Below are 14,691 nucleotides of genomic sequence, written 5' to 3'. Positions count from 1 at the left end.
CTAAAAGATTACATAGAAAAGATATAGAGAAATCTTGAAAAATAAATTGGTTAGAAATGAATCATATGGAATATCTTTTGTAAAGATGCAGGATCGTGCCATGTCAAACAAACCTCTAGTGGAGTGGCCAAAGGTCTGAATTGATCTGGTAACCTAACATAGTCCTTGGGTGTTGTTACCAGGGGCAATTGATAATGGCGATGAAGTGATAAAAGCTTGTTTAGGTCTTTGTTTGTGTAATGATGATGATCTGGAAATGAAATTGTTTTTGAAAGGATAAGTTGGTTATCTCTTAAGGTTTGAAAAAATTTTTCAGGTCGTCCAATGCCTGCAAAGGCGATAACAGATTGATTAGAAAACTGTCGAATGGCAGGATTCATTGTTAGATTTGCCCTGAAAACGGGTACATGGGATGAAATCGTGGGTAAAAGCCCTGTTTTATCTTTGCCAATAAAAATACAGGTTTTGACTGTTTTAAGCCCTTGTATAACAGGTTGTCGTAAAGGGCCGGCAGGCAAAAGTCTTTGATTTCCAAAACCTGTTACACCATCAACAACTAGGATGGATAGATCTTTATACAGGGTAGGGTTTTGCAAACCATCATCCATGATTAGTAATTTTACAGTACTTTTCTTTATTGCTGCTTTGGCCGATGCGGCTCGATTGCCACCAATCCACGTTGGTGCAAGTCGGGCCAATAAAAGGGCTTCATCACCAACATCTTTGGCATTATGCTGATTGAGATCAACCATAAATGGTTCTGCAATTCTGCTTTTTCTTTTATAGCCACGTGTCAAAAAGGCGAAAGGAATTGATTGTTGTTGGCAATAATGACCCATTTCCAGCGCTACGGTAGTTTTTCCTGTGCCACCAATAGTCAAATTTCCACAACAGAGAACAGGAATAGGGGCATGCCATCCTGGTTTGTTTATTTGATAACGGGTGATAAGTGAGGTTATGAACGAAAAGGGGGTTAAAATTTTTGCTGTTGGTGTGGGAGGATATTGTTGCCAGAAAAAGGGAGCCTTCATATGGATTGCCTTGCTAATTTTAGAAGATGAGTGCCAATATCCGTAGCAAGATTGCTTTTTTGTTCCATGATTTCCAAGGCCAGGCAGGCTTGTTTTTTTCTCAATTGTGGGTTGGACAGCATTTTATCAACCCAGTTTGTCAGATCGTCTATGGTGTGAATTATTGTAACCGCTTTCTGTAAATGATAATAAGCCTGTCTGAAATTATGTATTTTGGGTCCAGTTGCAATGGTACAATTTAATTGCGCAGCTTCAAATGGATTATGTCCACCCCCTTTATGAACAACATCAAGACTGTTGCCTATGAATACAATGTCAGCCAATCTGTAAAATAGTCCAAGCTCTCCTAAAGTGTCACAGAGCCATAAACCGTTTTCAAAAGGAAGCTCATGTTTACTGCGTTGGGCAACCATTCCTATCTCATTAATGATTTCCTGTCCTCGTTCAGGATGGCGTGGTACAATGATTGTAATAAGGTTGGGCCATTTTTTTCTTAATACAGCATGCGTTTTGGCAATAAGGGTTTCTTCGTTAGGATGGGTTGATGCTGCCAGCCAGATTGGAGAATTATTAAAATAGTTTTCTAACTCGACCAATTCTTGAGAATTAAAGTAGAGTTTTTGTGCTGTTTGTTTTAAATTGCCCAAATAATCGGTTGTAATCTGTAGATGTGCAAAATTATTTTGGTCATGTTCAGATTGGGAAATGATCCATTGAAAACGTGATAGAATGTTTTGGATAAGGGATGGACAAACTTTCCAGTTTTTTAATGAGCGATCGGAAAGGCGTCCGTTGATTAAAGCAAGCGGTATTTTTTTTTGGCAGGCCTCTTTGATAAGATTGGGCCAGATTTCACTTTCTGCCAGAACAATAAGGGATGGATGCCAATAAGTTAAAAAACGATTGATCCATTGTGGAATATCGAGGGGTATAAATTGATGAATAATATGTCTGGCTAATATTGGATGATGCGATATGAAATTTTCTAAGATACGAAAGGAGGTAACTGTTCCTGTTGTAATCAAAAAACTTTGGCTGGAATCCTGAATATGAATGGCTTGAATGACCGAAAAAATGGAAACAAGTTCTCCAATACTTGCGGCATGAAACTGTATGATTGAACCGGCAGGTCTGGATTGGGTAGGATAACCTTGCCTTTCTTTAAGGCGATTGGGAATTTCTTTACCCTTTTTGCAACGGTTTTGAAGATAAAATGGTAAAAAGGGAGACAAACAATTCGTTAATGCAGTCCAGGTTGATAAAAGAAAATGATCCTCAATTATGTTTTTCATGATTGTGCCAGCTGGTTGGCTTGATGTAATTGGTTAATGATTTCTGTTTCAATTGTATCATAATTTTTCTTTGTGACCTCGATAGGTGTGCGACAAACCATTTTTCCTTTACCGAACGGTAAGGGGACGATCAATTTATCCCAGTTGTTTAGGCGTATTGAGCTGCAATAAGCTCCGACAGGTACGATTTTGGTTTTGGCAAATAAGGCAAGCTTGATCAATCCCGGATGTAAATGATGGCGTGGGCCTCTTGGCCCATCGGGCATGATGGCGATTAAATGACCTGTTTTGGATAATTTTAGAAGTTTGCGGAAAGCGGTCGCCCCACCTTTATCTTGTCCATTTTTATTGGCAGATCCTTGTACTGTCCATATTCGCCACGGATTAACAATTTTGCTGATGAGGCGTCCATCATTATTTTTACTAATAAGTACATATAGGGTAAGATAAGGGTTCTGAGGTATGGCCCACCACCACAAACGTGGTGAAAGGATCAGGGTTTCATGCCAAAAAATGACAATGGCGGGTTGACCATCCCTACAAGTAAGTAAAGAGCGTGCTTGCGGGTCAATATCAAATTGCCAACATGTTGTTTGTAAGGCCAGTTTTAAATAACCTCTTAAAATAAAGATTAAACTATTTTGAATTATTTTTTTTATGGAGGCAAACATTTGAAAATGGATAAAATGCTGTTTGAAACTGATGGTGATAAAGATTTACATATGATTGATATAGGAATCTATTGTACAATTTGAACAAGATTTTATTTTATTAGTTAGATAACAGTATATTTTAAAATATATCGTTACTTGTAAGAGACCTAAAGCTTTCTTACCAAACCCTGTTTGGGCTCTTTTAAAACGGAAGACTGAAAACCGATTGTAAAATGCTGTCTATTTTCTTTCCAACTTGCTATATTGGCATTATCTGGGATCAAGATGGTTGTAAAACCAACCCTGGTTAGAAATTGATATTGATCGGGAAGAATATGCCCAATTGCCCGTAATTCTCCTGTAAATTTTAGATGCTCTCTGATTTGGCGAGCTTGTGAAAAAGCCCTGCCATCTTTAAAAGAGGGAAATTCCAGGACAATAAGGGAGAGCTTTTCAAGATAAGGTCTTAAGTGTTCAATATCTTGATCGCATGGCAATAAAACACCAAGTGGTTGATGAATTTTATCGATATTGTCAAGCGTGGATAAAAGCGTTTGCGACAGGATCGGATAATCAGGTAACGATGTTGGTAAATTATTTTCAATTACAATCCAGGGATTATCAATAATTTCACCATCTTTAAGCAGTAACATAGACAATTTCCTTGAATGGGCTGATACCTAGGCGATTGTAAGTATCAATAAAATATTCATTTTCATGACGTTGCTCAAGATAAAAATCAATTAGCCTGCGAACGGCTTCAACCGCTTCCTCCGCAGTAAGTGCCGCTCCTAGTATGGCACCAATTGCGGCTCTGCCTTTATAGGAAGATCCGCCAAGTTTTATTTGATAGAATTCCTCTCCCTTTTTATTGACCCCCAAAACACCAATATTCATGATATGATGATGGGCACAGGAATTGATACATCCATCGACTCCAATATGTATGGGACCTATTTTTTCCTGTAAACGGATATCCTGAAATAGAGACATTATTTCCTTGGCGACAGAGATTGACCGCGCATTTGCCAAGGAGCAGTAATCAAGTCCGGGACAACAGACGATATCTGTAATTAATCCCTGATTTGGCATTGCCAGCCGATATTTTTGCAAAGCCTGCCATAGAAAAAATAATTGGTCTTTTCTTACATGCCCCAAGACAAGATTTTGTAAATGAGTCACACGAATTTCCCCGAAAGAATATTCCTCCGCCAGATTGGCCAGAGCACTCATTTGATCTGCAGTCATGTCACCAGGTGTTTCCCCGATGTTTTTAAGGGAAATGACGGTTGCTATATAATCTTTATGAAAATGAGGGTGGCTGTTATGTTTTACCCATCGGTCAAATTCCGGATTGTTTTGCTGATGTTTTTTCATGGTTTCAGAAGCGTTTGGGATATCGGCAAGATTGGGATGACCAAAACGTTTGTGAATCGAATTTATGATATCGTCAGACAAACGGTATTGTTCTAAATCCATGGTATCAAATTCTTTATCAACCTGTTTGCGATAAGCATCTATACCAAGATTCTCTACAAGAATTTTGATTCTCGATTTATATAAATTATTTCGACTTCCATGCAGATTATAAACACGGATAATGGCTTCAAGATAAGCAAGCAAATGTTCAGGGGGCAAGTCATCACGGATGATTTTACCTTTAACCGGAATGCGGCCCAGGCCACCACCAACCCAGATTTCAAAAACGGGTTTATTCTGTTCATTGCGACGGGTTAATATGCCAATATCATAAAAACAAGCAGCGATACGATCATTTGAAGAGCCACTTATAGCAATCTTGAACTTTCGGGGCAAAAATGAAAATTCAGGGTGAAGCGTTGACCATTGACGCATAATTTCTGCATAAATACGGGGATCCAAGATCTCATCTTGCGCCACACCAGCAAATTCATCACTGGTGATATTACGGATACAATTTCCACTGGTTTGGATGGTATGGATTTCAACAGATGCCAGATACGTTAGAATATCGGGGACCTCCTCTAGTTTTGTCCAATGAAATTGTATGTTCTGACGGGTAGTGAAATGACCATATCCACGATCGTAGTAACGGGCAATATATGCCAAACCACGCAACATTCTTGATGATAAAATACCATATGGGATGGCGACACGAAGCATATAGGAATGTAATTGAAGGTATACACCATTCATCAATCGTAAGGGTTTAAATTCATCTTCAGAAAGTTCACCATTCAGCCGTCTTTCAATCTGTAACCTGAATTGATTGATTCTTTCTTTTAAAAAATCAAAATCAATTTCGTCATAGTTATAACGACCAATGACTTTTATGGTGCTTGAATCGGTATCATGGGATGGAAACTGTTTCATTGATAATCATCTTATTATAGAGCGTGGATTAAATTCAGGATGTGTACTGGGACCAAACGCTCTAATATTTTCACGTGCTGATGCTGGATGGAAAGTGTTTATTAACTCTACATAATGTAAATCAATTAAAAAATGGGCAGTATTGGACTGGATGATTTCCTGCAATTTTTTTTCGGCATTTTCCTTATTGGAAAAAAGTTGAGCGTCTTCCAGCATTATTCCCCAATGTTCTTGCGGGGTGAACCACACAACCCGCCCATCCAGAAGACGATTTGCGGTTAAAACATAATAATCAGATTGATCGGCCTGCCTGTCTTGAGAAACCACAATAGATAATTCCTTTTTATAACTATACAAGTGTGTATATATAACATTATTTTTTATAATTACACAAAAAAAATAGTAAAAGGAAAAATTATCCTTTTACCATAAGGATAAATGAAGATGATGTTTTATCGATTCATCAAGACAGATATATTGGCGTTTTCAAGCATGTAACGTGTGACCCCTCCCAGAATCAGCTGCTGCCAACGTGGGTGGGAATAGGCACCCATGCATAACATGTCCGCTCCTATCTCATTACAGGTTGAAAGGATTGTATTTCCAACATCCCTGTCATTGCCCAATTGATGGGGAGTTGCTTGAATGTTATGGAATTTGAGATAGTTAACAACATCTTGAATTTTTTTACCATGATTTTCATAATCATTCGTATATAGGATATAGACCTGTTCAGCATAATGAAGCCATCTCAAACTTGCATGCAGGGCAGCGGCTGATTCTGCGCTGCCATTCCAGCAGATACAGATTTTTTTGCCGGTTGTCAGGGGTTTTTGTTTTGGGGCGATAATGATGGGGCGGCCACTATCGAATAATAGGGTATGAAGTGCTTCGGAAGAGGAAATTTCACTGTCTGAATCGGGGTGAGAAATCACCGTTATGTCGGACAAGCGTGCCCAGTAAGTAATTAATTCATTTTCCCGTCCAACCATATTGGTGAAACTGGCCGTAATTTTTTCCTTAGCAGGTTCAGTAAGGTCTGGGTCGGTTAATTCGATATTGTATTTATCGATAAAATTATCGAATATTTCTCGGGCAAGTTTTAACCGTTTTTGATTTTCTGAGGCGGCAATATTCATGACCTCTTCAATCATGGATCCGGACAATCCCTCACTAGTAAGCGGAATGAGGTCTTTTCTATCGGGTTGAATATGGATAACGGCAAGATGAGCATTATAGTTTTTTGAGAGGTAATAGGCAGTGGTTAGAGTAGATTCAGATAAAGGGGTGCCTTGAATAGGAATGAGTATTTTCTTGACGCTAAGCATTGTTTATTCCCTTTCCTTAAAATAAACGGGGTATAATCTTGGATATTAATCGCTTATTTGATTTTTTAATAGATAAAATGAATTCTAGGCTGAAATAGAGCGCTGAAAAGAATCACATTTTTGTGACAGTAATGCTGGAGCTTAATTAAAACAAAAAGTTGAGGGGTATTATTTGATAATGTTTGGGTTTAATCCCTAAAGATTGTATCCATAATGAAAATGATTTCTTTTCTTTTTTTTTTGTTTTAAAATGAACGCCAATTTAGGAATTGTTCTGGCTACTTTTTAATTGTCAAAAGACATACAAAAACAAAAAATCTATTAAGGGGTGTTATGATAACGAAAAATGATGTTTTGCCTGTAAAGGGAAATTTAATGCAAGGAAAACGCGGTTTGATTATGGGTTTGGCCAATAATCATTCGATAGCATGGGGAATATCGCGTGCTTGTGCGTTACAAGGGGCAGAGCTTGTTTTTACTTATCAGGGAGATGCCTTGAAAAAAAGGGTCGCCCCTTTGGCCGAAAGTTTGGGATCAACCTATCTTTTGCCTTGTGATGTCAGTAAAGATGAGGATATCAGCAACGTATTTGAAGATATTGCCCAAAAATGGGGAAAACTAGACTTTGTTGTTCATGCGATTGGATGGGCTGATAAACAATATTTGCGTGGACGTTATGTCGATACTCCTAGAGAGGCATTTTTAACAGCCATGGATATCTCATGCTATTCTTTTACTGCTGTTGCAAAAGAGGCCGCAAGATTAATGCCAGATGGTGGATCACTTCTTACCTTGACATATCTGGGATCTGAACGTGTGATGCCTCATTATAACGTTATGGGTGTAGCCAAGGCGGCTTTGGAGGCTTCCGTGCAGTATATGGCAGCAGATCTTGGACCTGATAATATTCGTGTCAATGCGGTTTCCGCTGGTCCTATCAAAACATTGGCGGCAAGTGGAATAGGCGATTTCCGTTATATCCTGAAATGGAATCAGCTTAATTCTCCTTTACAACGTAATGTTACCATTGATGAAGTTGGCGGGGCGGGTTTGTATTTCCTTTCTGATTTATCTAGAGGGGTCACAGGTGAAATACATCATGTTGATTGTGGTTATCATCTGGTTGGAATGAAAAATCCCGATGCACCTGATATTGCCTTGTCAGATAATTAATCAATTTTACAGTGAGTGAACAGTAACGTGTCGTGTAATAGTTTTGGAAGCTTGTTCAGGGTTACGACATGGGGGGAAAGTCATGGGCCTGCAATCGGTTGTGTTGTTGACGGGTGTCCTCCCTTGATTCCGCTTTCTGAGAAATTGATTCAACCTTGGCTGGATTTACGCAGACCTGGACAATCCTCATTTACAACCACGCGTAATGAGCCCGATCAGGTGAAGATATTATCAGGTGTATTTGAAGGTAAAACGACAGGCACTCCTATATCATTATTGATTGAAAACACCAATCAGCGTTCCAAGGATTATTCCAATATCGCTCAGTCCTACCGTCCAGGTCATGCAGATATTACCTATGATTTAAAATATGGTATACGGGATTATCGAGGGGGAGGAAGATCTTCAGCCAGGGAAACAGCCATGCGTGTTGCTGCTGGAGCGATTGCCCGTTTGATTTTGGGAAATTCAATTTTTATTCGTGGGGCCCTAATTCAGATTGGGGATAAAAAAATCAATCGTGATCGATGGTCATGGGACGAGGTTAAAAAAAATGAATTTTTTTGTCCCGATGCACAAATGGTCGAGATTTGGAGGAATGAATTATCCATAATCCGTAAGGTTGGGTCATCCATCGGTGCGGTGATTGAAGTGGTGGCCGAAGGGGTTCCCGCAGGATTGGGGGCGCCAATTTATGGAAAACTGGACGCTGATATTGCCCAGGCCATGATGAGTATCAATGCCGTAAAAGCTGTTGAAATCGGTGAAGGCTTTGCCGCTGCAACCCTACGGGGTGAAGAGAATGCTGATCCTATATATCTTGAAAATGGTAAGCTTTCATTTGCCTCTAATCATGCGGGCGGTATTCTGGGCGGTATTTCCAGCAGTCAACCAATTGTGGTTCGTTTTGCAGTTAAACCGACAAGCTCAATTCTTGTCCCTCAACCCTCAATTAATTCAGAAGGTGAATCTGTTGAAGTAATTACCAAAGGTCGACATGATCCTTGTGTCGGTATACGGGCTGTTCCAGTTGGAGAGGCCATGCTTGCCTGTGTCTTAGCAGATCATTGGTTAAGGCATCGCGGTCAAATCGGAAAATTTGGGGAGATAATTCATAAATAATAGAACATTATATTGATGAACTGTATTTTATAAATAATCAGCTATTTTGATTTCAAGTTTAATGAAAATGTGGTTATACTTTTAAAAATAAATTTTGGTTTCAAAGTTTATTGGGACTGCCAGACTATGGATGATAATAAAAAACAGAATACTGATTTTGAAAAAGAATTTGTAAGGGATCAATTAATTAAGGTGGCAAGAAACTCTGCTGCAAAAGGCATTCCAGCAGATGTGTTTGAGGCGTTGTTGATTACTTTATCCGATGAAATCGATTTCAAAGCCGTAATGATAGAAAATTAAGAGAAAAGTGCAGTGAGTTTAGATCCTTATACCATTTTGGGAATATCGAAAACAGCCAGTCAGGATGAGATACGTAAAGCGTATCGAAAATTGGCCAAAAAATATCATCCTGACCTAAATCCCGGAAATAAAGAGGCTGAGGATAAATTTAAAGCAATTAGCGTTGCGAATGAATTGCTTTCAGATCCAGAAAAGAGGGCCCGTTTTGATCGTGGTGAGATTAACATTCATGGTCAGGAACAGGGCTTTCCGAGGGGAGGTGCCGGATATCGTCATTATGCTGATGGAGCGCAAGGGTTTCGGTACAGTCAGGGTGAAGGAATGCACGGTAATCAATTTTCCGAGGATGATTTGCAGGATATATTGAACCGGTTTGGCGGCGGTGGCTGGGGTGGCTTCTCTGGTCGGGGTTTTTCTCAAGGAAGATCCAGTAGAGGTCCACAGAAAGGGCAGGATCGACGCTATAGTCTGAAAATTAGTTTTCTGGATGCGGTTAATGGTACAACATCGAGAATTACCTTATCTGAAGGGGGAACACTTGATGTTAAAATCCCTCCTGGAATTGATGATGGTCAGACCTTAAGGTTACGCGGAAAAGGGGATCCTGGCTTTCAAAATGGTCCTGCCGGGGATGCCTTGATTACCATTCAGGTAATGCCTCATGCCTATTTTAAAAGAGATGGTCAGGATATAAGAATGACGTGGCCTGTTGATCTAAAGACAGCGGTTTTGGGCGGTAAGCTGACTGTTCCAACCCCTACCGGTGAGGTTGCGTTAAATGTGCCGGCTCATTCAGATAGCGGAACTGTACTAAGGTTACGTGGACGGGGTATTCCATCCCATAAAAATCTTGAGGCTGGGAATCTATATGTAACTTTACAAATTACGATTGGTAAAGTCGATCCCGCTTTGGAAGAGTTTTTACGTAAATCCATTGATCAATCCAATTAAATTTAAAAAATGTAAAAGGGAAAGAAAATGATAACCCTTGAAATGTTATGCTATAATTTACCTGAAATAACAGCCAATGATGTCTATCACTGGATAAATAATCAATGGTTGAGGCCAGAAAAGAAAGAGGGAAATTATTTATTTAAGGAGATTGATGAGGCAAGGGCCAAATTAATTCTTGAATTAAGGGATCATTTAGGAGTGGCAGAAGATTCAATGTCTTTGGTTCTGCAACTTTTGGACCAGCTTTATACGACGCGACGACAAATGCGTTATTTATGTGAAGTGATTTCCACGGAGAAATATCCTGATGTTCAACAAATTTTACGTCGTATTCTAGATGATCATTCAACGATTGAGATCAATTAGTTACATAAATGAAACAGAACGATTTAATAAAGTTGAAAGTTCTGCTCTTGCATTTTGATCCTGTTGGAAAACACCAAGCAATTTTGATGTAACCATAGATACACCTGGGTTATGCACACCTCTGGTTGTCATGCATTGATGAGTGGCCTCAATGATTACAGCGACCCCTCTAGGTTGTAATACCTCTTGGATTATATTGGCGATTTCCGCTGTCATTCTTTCTTGAATTTGTAATCTTTTGGCAAAAACCTCTACAATCCTGGCCAGTTTGGAAATGCCGACGACATAGTTATTGGGTAAATAGGCAACATGAGCCTTTCCAATAATTGGAACCATATGGTGTTCGCAATGACTTTCAAAGCGAATGTCACGTAAAAGGACAATTTCCTTATATCCACCGACTTCTTCAAATGTTCGGCCAAGGATTTCTTTCGGGTTTTCCTTATAGCCAGAAAAAAATTCGGCATAGGCATTTATAACACGGTTTGGCGTATCTATTAACCCTTCGCGATCCGGATCATCACCAGCCCAGCGAATAAGGGTACGCACCGCTTCTTCAGCTTCTGAACGAGAGGGTGCGGAAGTTTTTTTATCAGTCATATTCTATAAATCTTTTAAACCAGTAAAACTGTTCAATGTTTCTGTTCGGTATGAAGTAATTTTGGACAATATAAAAAGATATATATTAATTTTGTAAAGGGAAAATTTAACGGTTTTGTTTAAAATGAAACTACACGATTTTATTATATTTTCCTTCAGTTTAAAATATATGGAAAAAATTAATATATTTTCAATTTAAAAGATTACTTATTTATTGTTTGTTTTTGCAAAAAATTGTTAATTCATCAAATCCTTTTTGCAGATCCTCAAGTAAATCCTGTGGATCCTCCATTCCTACTGAAAAGCGGATAATGCCATCAGTAATTCCGAGTTTTAAACGATCCTCTGGACTGACCTTCATATGTGTTGTTGTTGCCGGGTGCGTTACAATACTCCGACTATCACCAAGATTATTACAAATTAATATGAGCTGTAAGGCATTCATGAATGTAAATGCACCTTTTTTTCCGCCCTTGACTTCAAAGGCGATCATGGCACCTGGCGCATCCATTTGTTTGCAGGCAAGGCCATATTGAGGATGTGAGTGTAATCCGGGATATCGAATAAGATTAACAACATCAGATTTTTCAATAAATTCTGCGCAGATTTTTGCATTTTCGGTCATTTTTTCCATACGAAGTGGAAAAGTTTCCAGACCTTTCAGCAATATCCACGCATCAAAAGCTGAAATTGTAAGTCCTGTATTATGAACAAAAGGTATAATATCGGCTTCAAGCAAGTCTTTACTACCTAGAATAGCACCTCCTAGGACACGCCCCTGTCCATCCATATGTTTTGTACAAGAATAGACAACAAGATCAGCCCCTACTTTCAAAGGTTTTTGATATAATGGAGTGGCAAAAACATTGTCAATAATCAATATTCCGCCTGCCTGATGGGTCAAGTCAGCAATTTGCCGAATATCCAGAATGTCTAGCATTGGATTGGAAGGGCTTTCAATCAAAACAGCTGCTGCAGGTTTGGATAATGCTTTTTTCCATTCCTGAATATTCGTGCCTTCAACAAAAGCGGTTTCGATTCCTAATTTTGGTAAAAAATTTTCAACAATCCAGTAACTTGATCCAAAAAGCGCCTTAGATGCGATAACACGTTCTCCATGTTTCAAATTGGAAAATAAGGCAGCAAAAATTGCACTCATTCCTGTTGAGGTGGCAACACAACATTCAGCCTCTTCCAAATGAATAAGTCGATTTTCAAGGTTGGTAATGGTAGGATTATTAACACGGCTATATTGATAATGCCTTTCTTTTTTTTGGAAAGTGCGTTCTGCTTGTTCTGCACTTTCATAAATGAACCCAGATGTTAAAAAAAGAGCTTCACATGTTTCAGCAAAGGAAGAACGTTCAATATTATCATGAAGTAAACGGGTGGCTAGACGATGGGAAGAGGTTTTGTTCATAATATTTCTCTTTGATAACCATAAGGAGCGTTCATGATAGAGGAATGCAAGAAAAGTGGTTAGTAATTTCTTTATTTTTTAAAAATTATCAAAAAAGATATATTTTTCTATCCAATTTGGTTATTTTAATGTGAAATATTATTTTTCATATTTTGGCGGGTGTAATTCAATGGTAGAATGACAGCTTCCCAAGCTGTTCATGAGGGTTCGATTCCCTTCATCCGCTCCAAGAAATATTATTTATTTTAAACTATATAATATCTATAAAATTGATTATTTAGATATTCAACTTAATTTAGTAATATTGTTTTATTTTAATCATAAATAAAATAATTTATTACTTTAAATATTAAGTTGAGGGATATAGTGAAAAATTATGATGTGGTTATAATTGGGGGTGGACTTGCCGGATTGACATTGGCCAGTCAATTGCTGCGTGATATACCTGATATTTCCATTTGTCTTATTCATGATGCAAAATTTCCCAATGAAGAGACAGCTTTCAAAGTTGGAGAAGCAACAATTGATTTGGGTGGGTATTATCTTAGGGAATTGCTGGGAGATGAATATCTAAGTCGGGAACATTTTATAAAAATGGGAATGCGGTTTATTTATACAAATGATAAACTCTATAAAGAAATGGGAATTAGAAATTTTCCTCAAAAAAATTCCTATCAATTTGAACGTGGCAAACTAGAAAATCATTTTTTTTCATTATTACAAGATAAAATTGATATTTTACAAAATACGCGTTTTCTTGATGTTGAAGATGAGGGGCATTTTAAAAAAATCCACGTAGTTGAATTGAGCAAAGTCCAGAAAATCATTAATTCTCGTTGGATTGTTGATGCATCCGGACGGAAAAAAGTTATTTCCAGGAAGTATAATTTATCAAGCAAAGGTAATTTACCCAATTCTTCAGTCTGGTTTAGAGTCAAGGGGGCTGTTCTGGTAGATGAAATCTATCCGGCAGAAGAAGATAACCCTTTTTATGGCATGGATAGAAGCTACAGTTCCTTACATATTGATGGAAAGGGATATTGGATCTGGGTGCTTCGGCTTTCTGATCATACGACCAGTGTGGGAATATGTTTTAGTGAGAATATTCATCAATTTGACAGTTTATCGGATTTGGAAAAAACCTTTGAATGGTTAAAAACGCATGAAAGGGCTTTTTATGATTATTTGCTGAAGAAACAATTTTCCATTCTTGATTTTAAATATTTGAGAAAATACGCATCTATTGCGCAGCCCTGTATCTCTGAAAATCATTGGGCATTAACAGGGGATGCATGCATTTTTTTGGATCCAGTTTATTCAAGTGGTATAGATTTGATGTGCATTGAAAACACGTTTATAGTTGATGTCCTTGCACAGGAAAAAAATGGTCAAGACATAAAAGAACGTATGGCATTTTATAATTCGGTCATATCAGATCTGGTAATTGCTTATAGTAACGTATTTGATAAAATGTACGAACAAAAAGATAATTGGTATTATATTTTTGTTAAATATGTTGTTGATTCCGTATTTTATTTTGGATCAATTTGCCCCTGTTTCATGAATAAGGGAATGAGAGATTTTAAAAACGCAAAGATTATATGGGATAAAATTCATAAAATTTATATGGAATATGATAAGGTGAATTCCATACTCAAAACCAAGAAATTTTCTGAAAACAATAGGCAGAATAATTTGGACTTACCAAGATTTATCAATCTTTCTGAAAGTCTATTTGCCAAAATAAACAGTTATTTGACGGAACCTGATAATGACCTGGAGAAATTGATTAACCTGTTACAGGATAATTACCAGGTCATGTGTAAAATATGTGAATATATTTCTTCCGATAGGAATTTATATGATTTGTATATTAGAAGGGATGGACCGCCAGAAATCTTTCATACTTCATGGCGTTATGGTGAATTTTTTCCCAATCCAGAAATGGTGAATAGAAATTAATTATTTTCTGATATAGATATTTATATTTTATTATTCTGAAAGTGGCATTTTTATAGAAAAAGTGTTTACGTATTGATTCTGTGAATATTTTTAATTATAAATTATTAGTTTTTGTTACTAGATTGATTGATTTTAAAA

General features: G+C 37.8%; 15 protein-coding genes and 1 tRNA gene. 7 read left to right on the top strand and 9 right to left on the bottom strand.

Going from position 1 to position 14,691, the window contains the following annotated elements; genetic code table 11:
- Window positions 1-50 precede the first annotated feature (50 nt).
- The 7 genes from lpxK to H3T44_RS06285 all read right to left on the bottom strand — a co-directional run bounded on the left by lpxK (window position 51) and on the right by H3T44_RS06285 (window position 6,656).
- Complete coding sequence (gene lpxK, locus H3T44_RS06315) at window positions 51-1,031, bottom strand: tetraacyldisaccharide 4'-kinase (RefSeq protein WP_198196622.1); 981 nt, start codon at window positions 1,029-1,031, stop codon at window positions 51-53.
- Complete coding sequence (locus H3T44_RS06310) at window positions 1,028-2,323, bottom strand: 3-deoxy-D-manno-octulosonic acid transferase (protein WP_198196620.1); 1,296 nt, start codon at window positions 2,321-2,323, stop codon at window positions 1,028-1,030. Before H3T44_RS06310 ends, lpxK begins: the two co-directional genes overlap by 4 nt.
- Window positions 2,320-2,994, bottom strand: a complete 675-nt coding sequence (locus H3T44_RS06305) for a lysophospholipid acyltransferase family protein (RefSeq protein WP_198196618.1) — start codon at window positions 2,992-2,994, stop codon at window positions 2,320-2,322. The genes H3T44_RS06310 and H3T44_RS06305 overlap by 4 nt, the downstream gene beginning before the upstream one ends.
- Before the next feature lie 149 nt (window positions 2,995-3,143).
- Window positions 3,144-3,629, bottom strand: a complete 486-nt coding sequence (locus H3T44_RS06300; protein WP_155566170.1) for a DUF934 domain-containing protein — start codon at window positions 3,627-3,629, stop codon at window positions 3,144-3,146.
- Window positions 3,616-5,328: a nitrite/sulfite reductase gene (locus tag H3T44_RS06295; protein WP_198196617.1), complete on the bottom strand. Its 1,713-nt coding sequence runs from the start codon at window positions 5,326-5,328 to the stop codon at window positions 3,616-3,618. The genes H3T44_RS06300 and H3T44_RS06295 overlap by 14 nt, the downstream gene beginning before the upstream one ends.
- 6 nt (window positions 5,329-5,334) lie before the next feature.
- A complete protein-coding gene (locus H3T44_RS06290) occupies window positions 5,335-5,655 on the bottom strand; it encodes a DUF2849 domain-containing protein (protein WP_198196616.1) in 321 nt (106 codons plus the stop codon).
- A gap of 125 nt (window positions 5,656-5,780) precedes the next feature.
- Window positions 5,781-6,656, bottom strand: coding sequence for a universal stress protein (locus H3T44_RS06285; RefSeq protein WP_155566172.1), 876 nt, complete (start codon window positions 6,654-6,656; stop codon window positions 5,781-5,783).
- A 333-nt stretch (window positions 6,657-6,989) separates the two neighbouring features.
- Here H3T44_RS06285 and fabI point away from each other — a divergent pair, with 333 nt between their 5' ends.
- From fabI to H3T44_RS06260, 5 genes are all read left to right on the top strand, one after another.
- Window positions 6,990-7,829, top strand: coding sequence for an enoyl-ACP reductase FabI (gene fabI, locus H3T44_RS06280; protein WP_110439241.1), 840 nt, complete (start codon window positions 6,990-6,992; stop codon window positions 7,827-7,829).
- A gap of 27 nt (window positions 7,830-7,856) precedes the next feature.
- The gene (gene aroC, locus H3T44_RS06275) at window positions 7,857-8,951 is read left to right on the top strand and encodes a chorismate synthase (RefSeq protein WP_198196615.1); all 1,095 of its coding nucleotides are present in this window, start codon (window positions 7,857-7,859) and stop codon (window positions 8,949-8,951) included.
- Between the two features lie 126 nt (window positions 8,952-9,077).
- Window positions 9,078-9,251 carry a hypothetical protein gene (locus tag H3T44_RS06270; protein ID WP_198185117.1) on the top strand — a complete coding sequence of 58 codons (174 nt, stop codon included), beginning with the start codon at window positions 9,078-9,080 and terminating at the stop codon, window positions 9,249-9,251.
- Window positions 9,252-9,263: 12 nt separating this feature from the next.
- Window positions 9,264-10,202 carry a DnaJ C-terminal domain-containing protein gene (locus tag H3T44_RS06265; protein WP_198196614.1) on the top strand — a complete coding sequence of 313 codons (939 nt, stop codon included), beginning with the start codon at window positions 9,264-9,266 and terminating at the stop codon, window positions 10,200-10,202.
- Between the two features lie 27 nt (window positions 10,203-10,229).
- Window positions 10,230-10,571 carry a hypothetical protein gene (locus H3T44_RS06260; RefSeq protein WP_110439244.1) on the top strand — a complete coding sequence of 114 codons (342 nt, stop codon included), beginning with the start codon at window positions 10,230-10,232 and terminating at the stop codon, window positions 10,569-10,571.
- Here the strand turns inward: H3T44_RS06260 and folE are convergent, their stop codons facing one another.
- Both folE and H3T44_RS06250 read right to left on the bottom strand, forming a co-directional pair.
- Entirely contained in the window at window positions 10,572-11,171 is a 600-nt protein-coding gene (folE, locus tag H3T44_RS06255; RefSeq protein WP_198196613.1) for a GTP cyclohydrolase I FolE, read from the bottom strand. It abuts the gene before it with no gap.
- A gap of 211 nt (window positions 11,172-11,382) precedes the next feature.
- On the bottom strand, window positions 11,383-12,591 hold the full coding sequence (locus tag H3T44_RS06250) for a PLP-dependent aspartate aminotransferase family protein (protein WP_198185120.1): 1,209 nt from the start codon (window positions 12,589-12,591) through the stop codon (window positions 11,383-11,385).
- Between the two features lie 155 nt (window positions 12,592-12,746).
- On the opposite strand from H3T44_RS06250, the gene H3T44_RS06245 reads away from it, so the two are divergent.
- A tRNA-Gly gene (locus tag H3T44_RS06245) sits at window positions 12,747-12,820 on the top strand.
- A gap of 137 nt (window positions 12,821-12,957) precedes the next feature.
- Entirely contained in the window at window positions 12,958-14,553 is a 1,596-nt protein-coding gene (locus H3T44_RS06240) for a lycopene cyclase family protein (protein ID WP_198196612.1), read from the top strand.
- The last annotated feature ends 138 nt before the right edge of the window (window positions 14,554-14,691 follow it).

This window comes from Commensalibacter sp. M0355 (genome assembly GCF_016101365.1).
GTDB lineage: Bacteria > Pseudomonadota > Alphaproteobacteria > Acetobacterales > Acetobacteraceae > Commensalibacter > Commensalibacter melissae.
This window is presented reverse-complemented; position numbering and strand designations above follow the sequence as displayed.

Coding starts and splice junctions, on each gene's coding strand:
- lpxK (WP_198196622.1), bottom strand. CDS start 1,031: ATGAAGGCTCCCTTTTTCTGGCAACAATATCCTCCCACACCAACAGCA.
- H3T44_RS06310 (WP_198196620.1), bottom strand. CDS start 2,323: ATGAAAAACATAATTGAGGATCATTTTCTTTTATCAACCTGGACTGCA.
- H3T44_RS06305 (WP_198196618.1), bottom strand. CDS start 2,994: ATGTTTGCCTCCATAAAAAAAATAATTCAAAATAGTTTAATCTTTATT.
- H3T44_RS06300 (WP_155566170.1), bottom strand. CDS start 3,629: ATGTTACTGCTTAAAGATGGTGAAATTATTGATAATCCCTGGATTGTA.
- H3T44_RS06295 (WP_198196617.1), bottom strand. CDS start 5,328: ATGAAACAGTTTCCATCCCATGATACCGATTCAAGCACCATAAAAGTC.
- H3T44_RS06285 (WP_155566172.1), bottom strand. CDS start 6,656: ATGCTTAGCGTCAAGAAAATACTCATTCCTATTCAAGGCACCCCTTTA.
- fabI (WP_110439241.1), top strand. CDS start 6,990: ATGATAACGAAAAATGATGTTTTGCCTGTAAAGGGAAATTTAATGCAA.
- H3T44_RS06270 (WP_198185117.1), top strand. CDS start 9,078: ATGGATGATAATAAAAAACAGAATACTGATTTTGAAAAAGAATTTGTA.
- H3T44_RS06260 (WP_110439244.1), top strand. CDS start 10,230: ATGATAACCCTTGAAATGTTATGCTATAATTTACCTGAAATAACAGCC.
- folE (WP_198196613.1), bottom strand. CDS start 11,171: ATGACTGATAAAAAAACTTCCGCACCCTCTCGTTCAGAAGCTGAAGAA.
- H3T44_RS06250 (WP_198185120.1), bottom strand. CDS start 12,591: ATGAACAAAACCTCTTCCCATCGTCTAGCCACCCGTTTACTTCATGAT.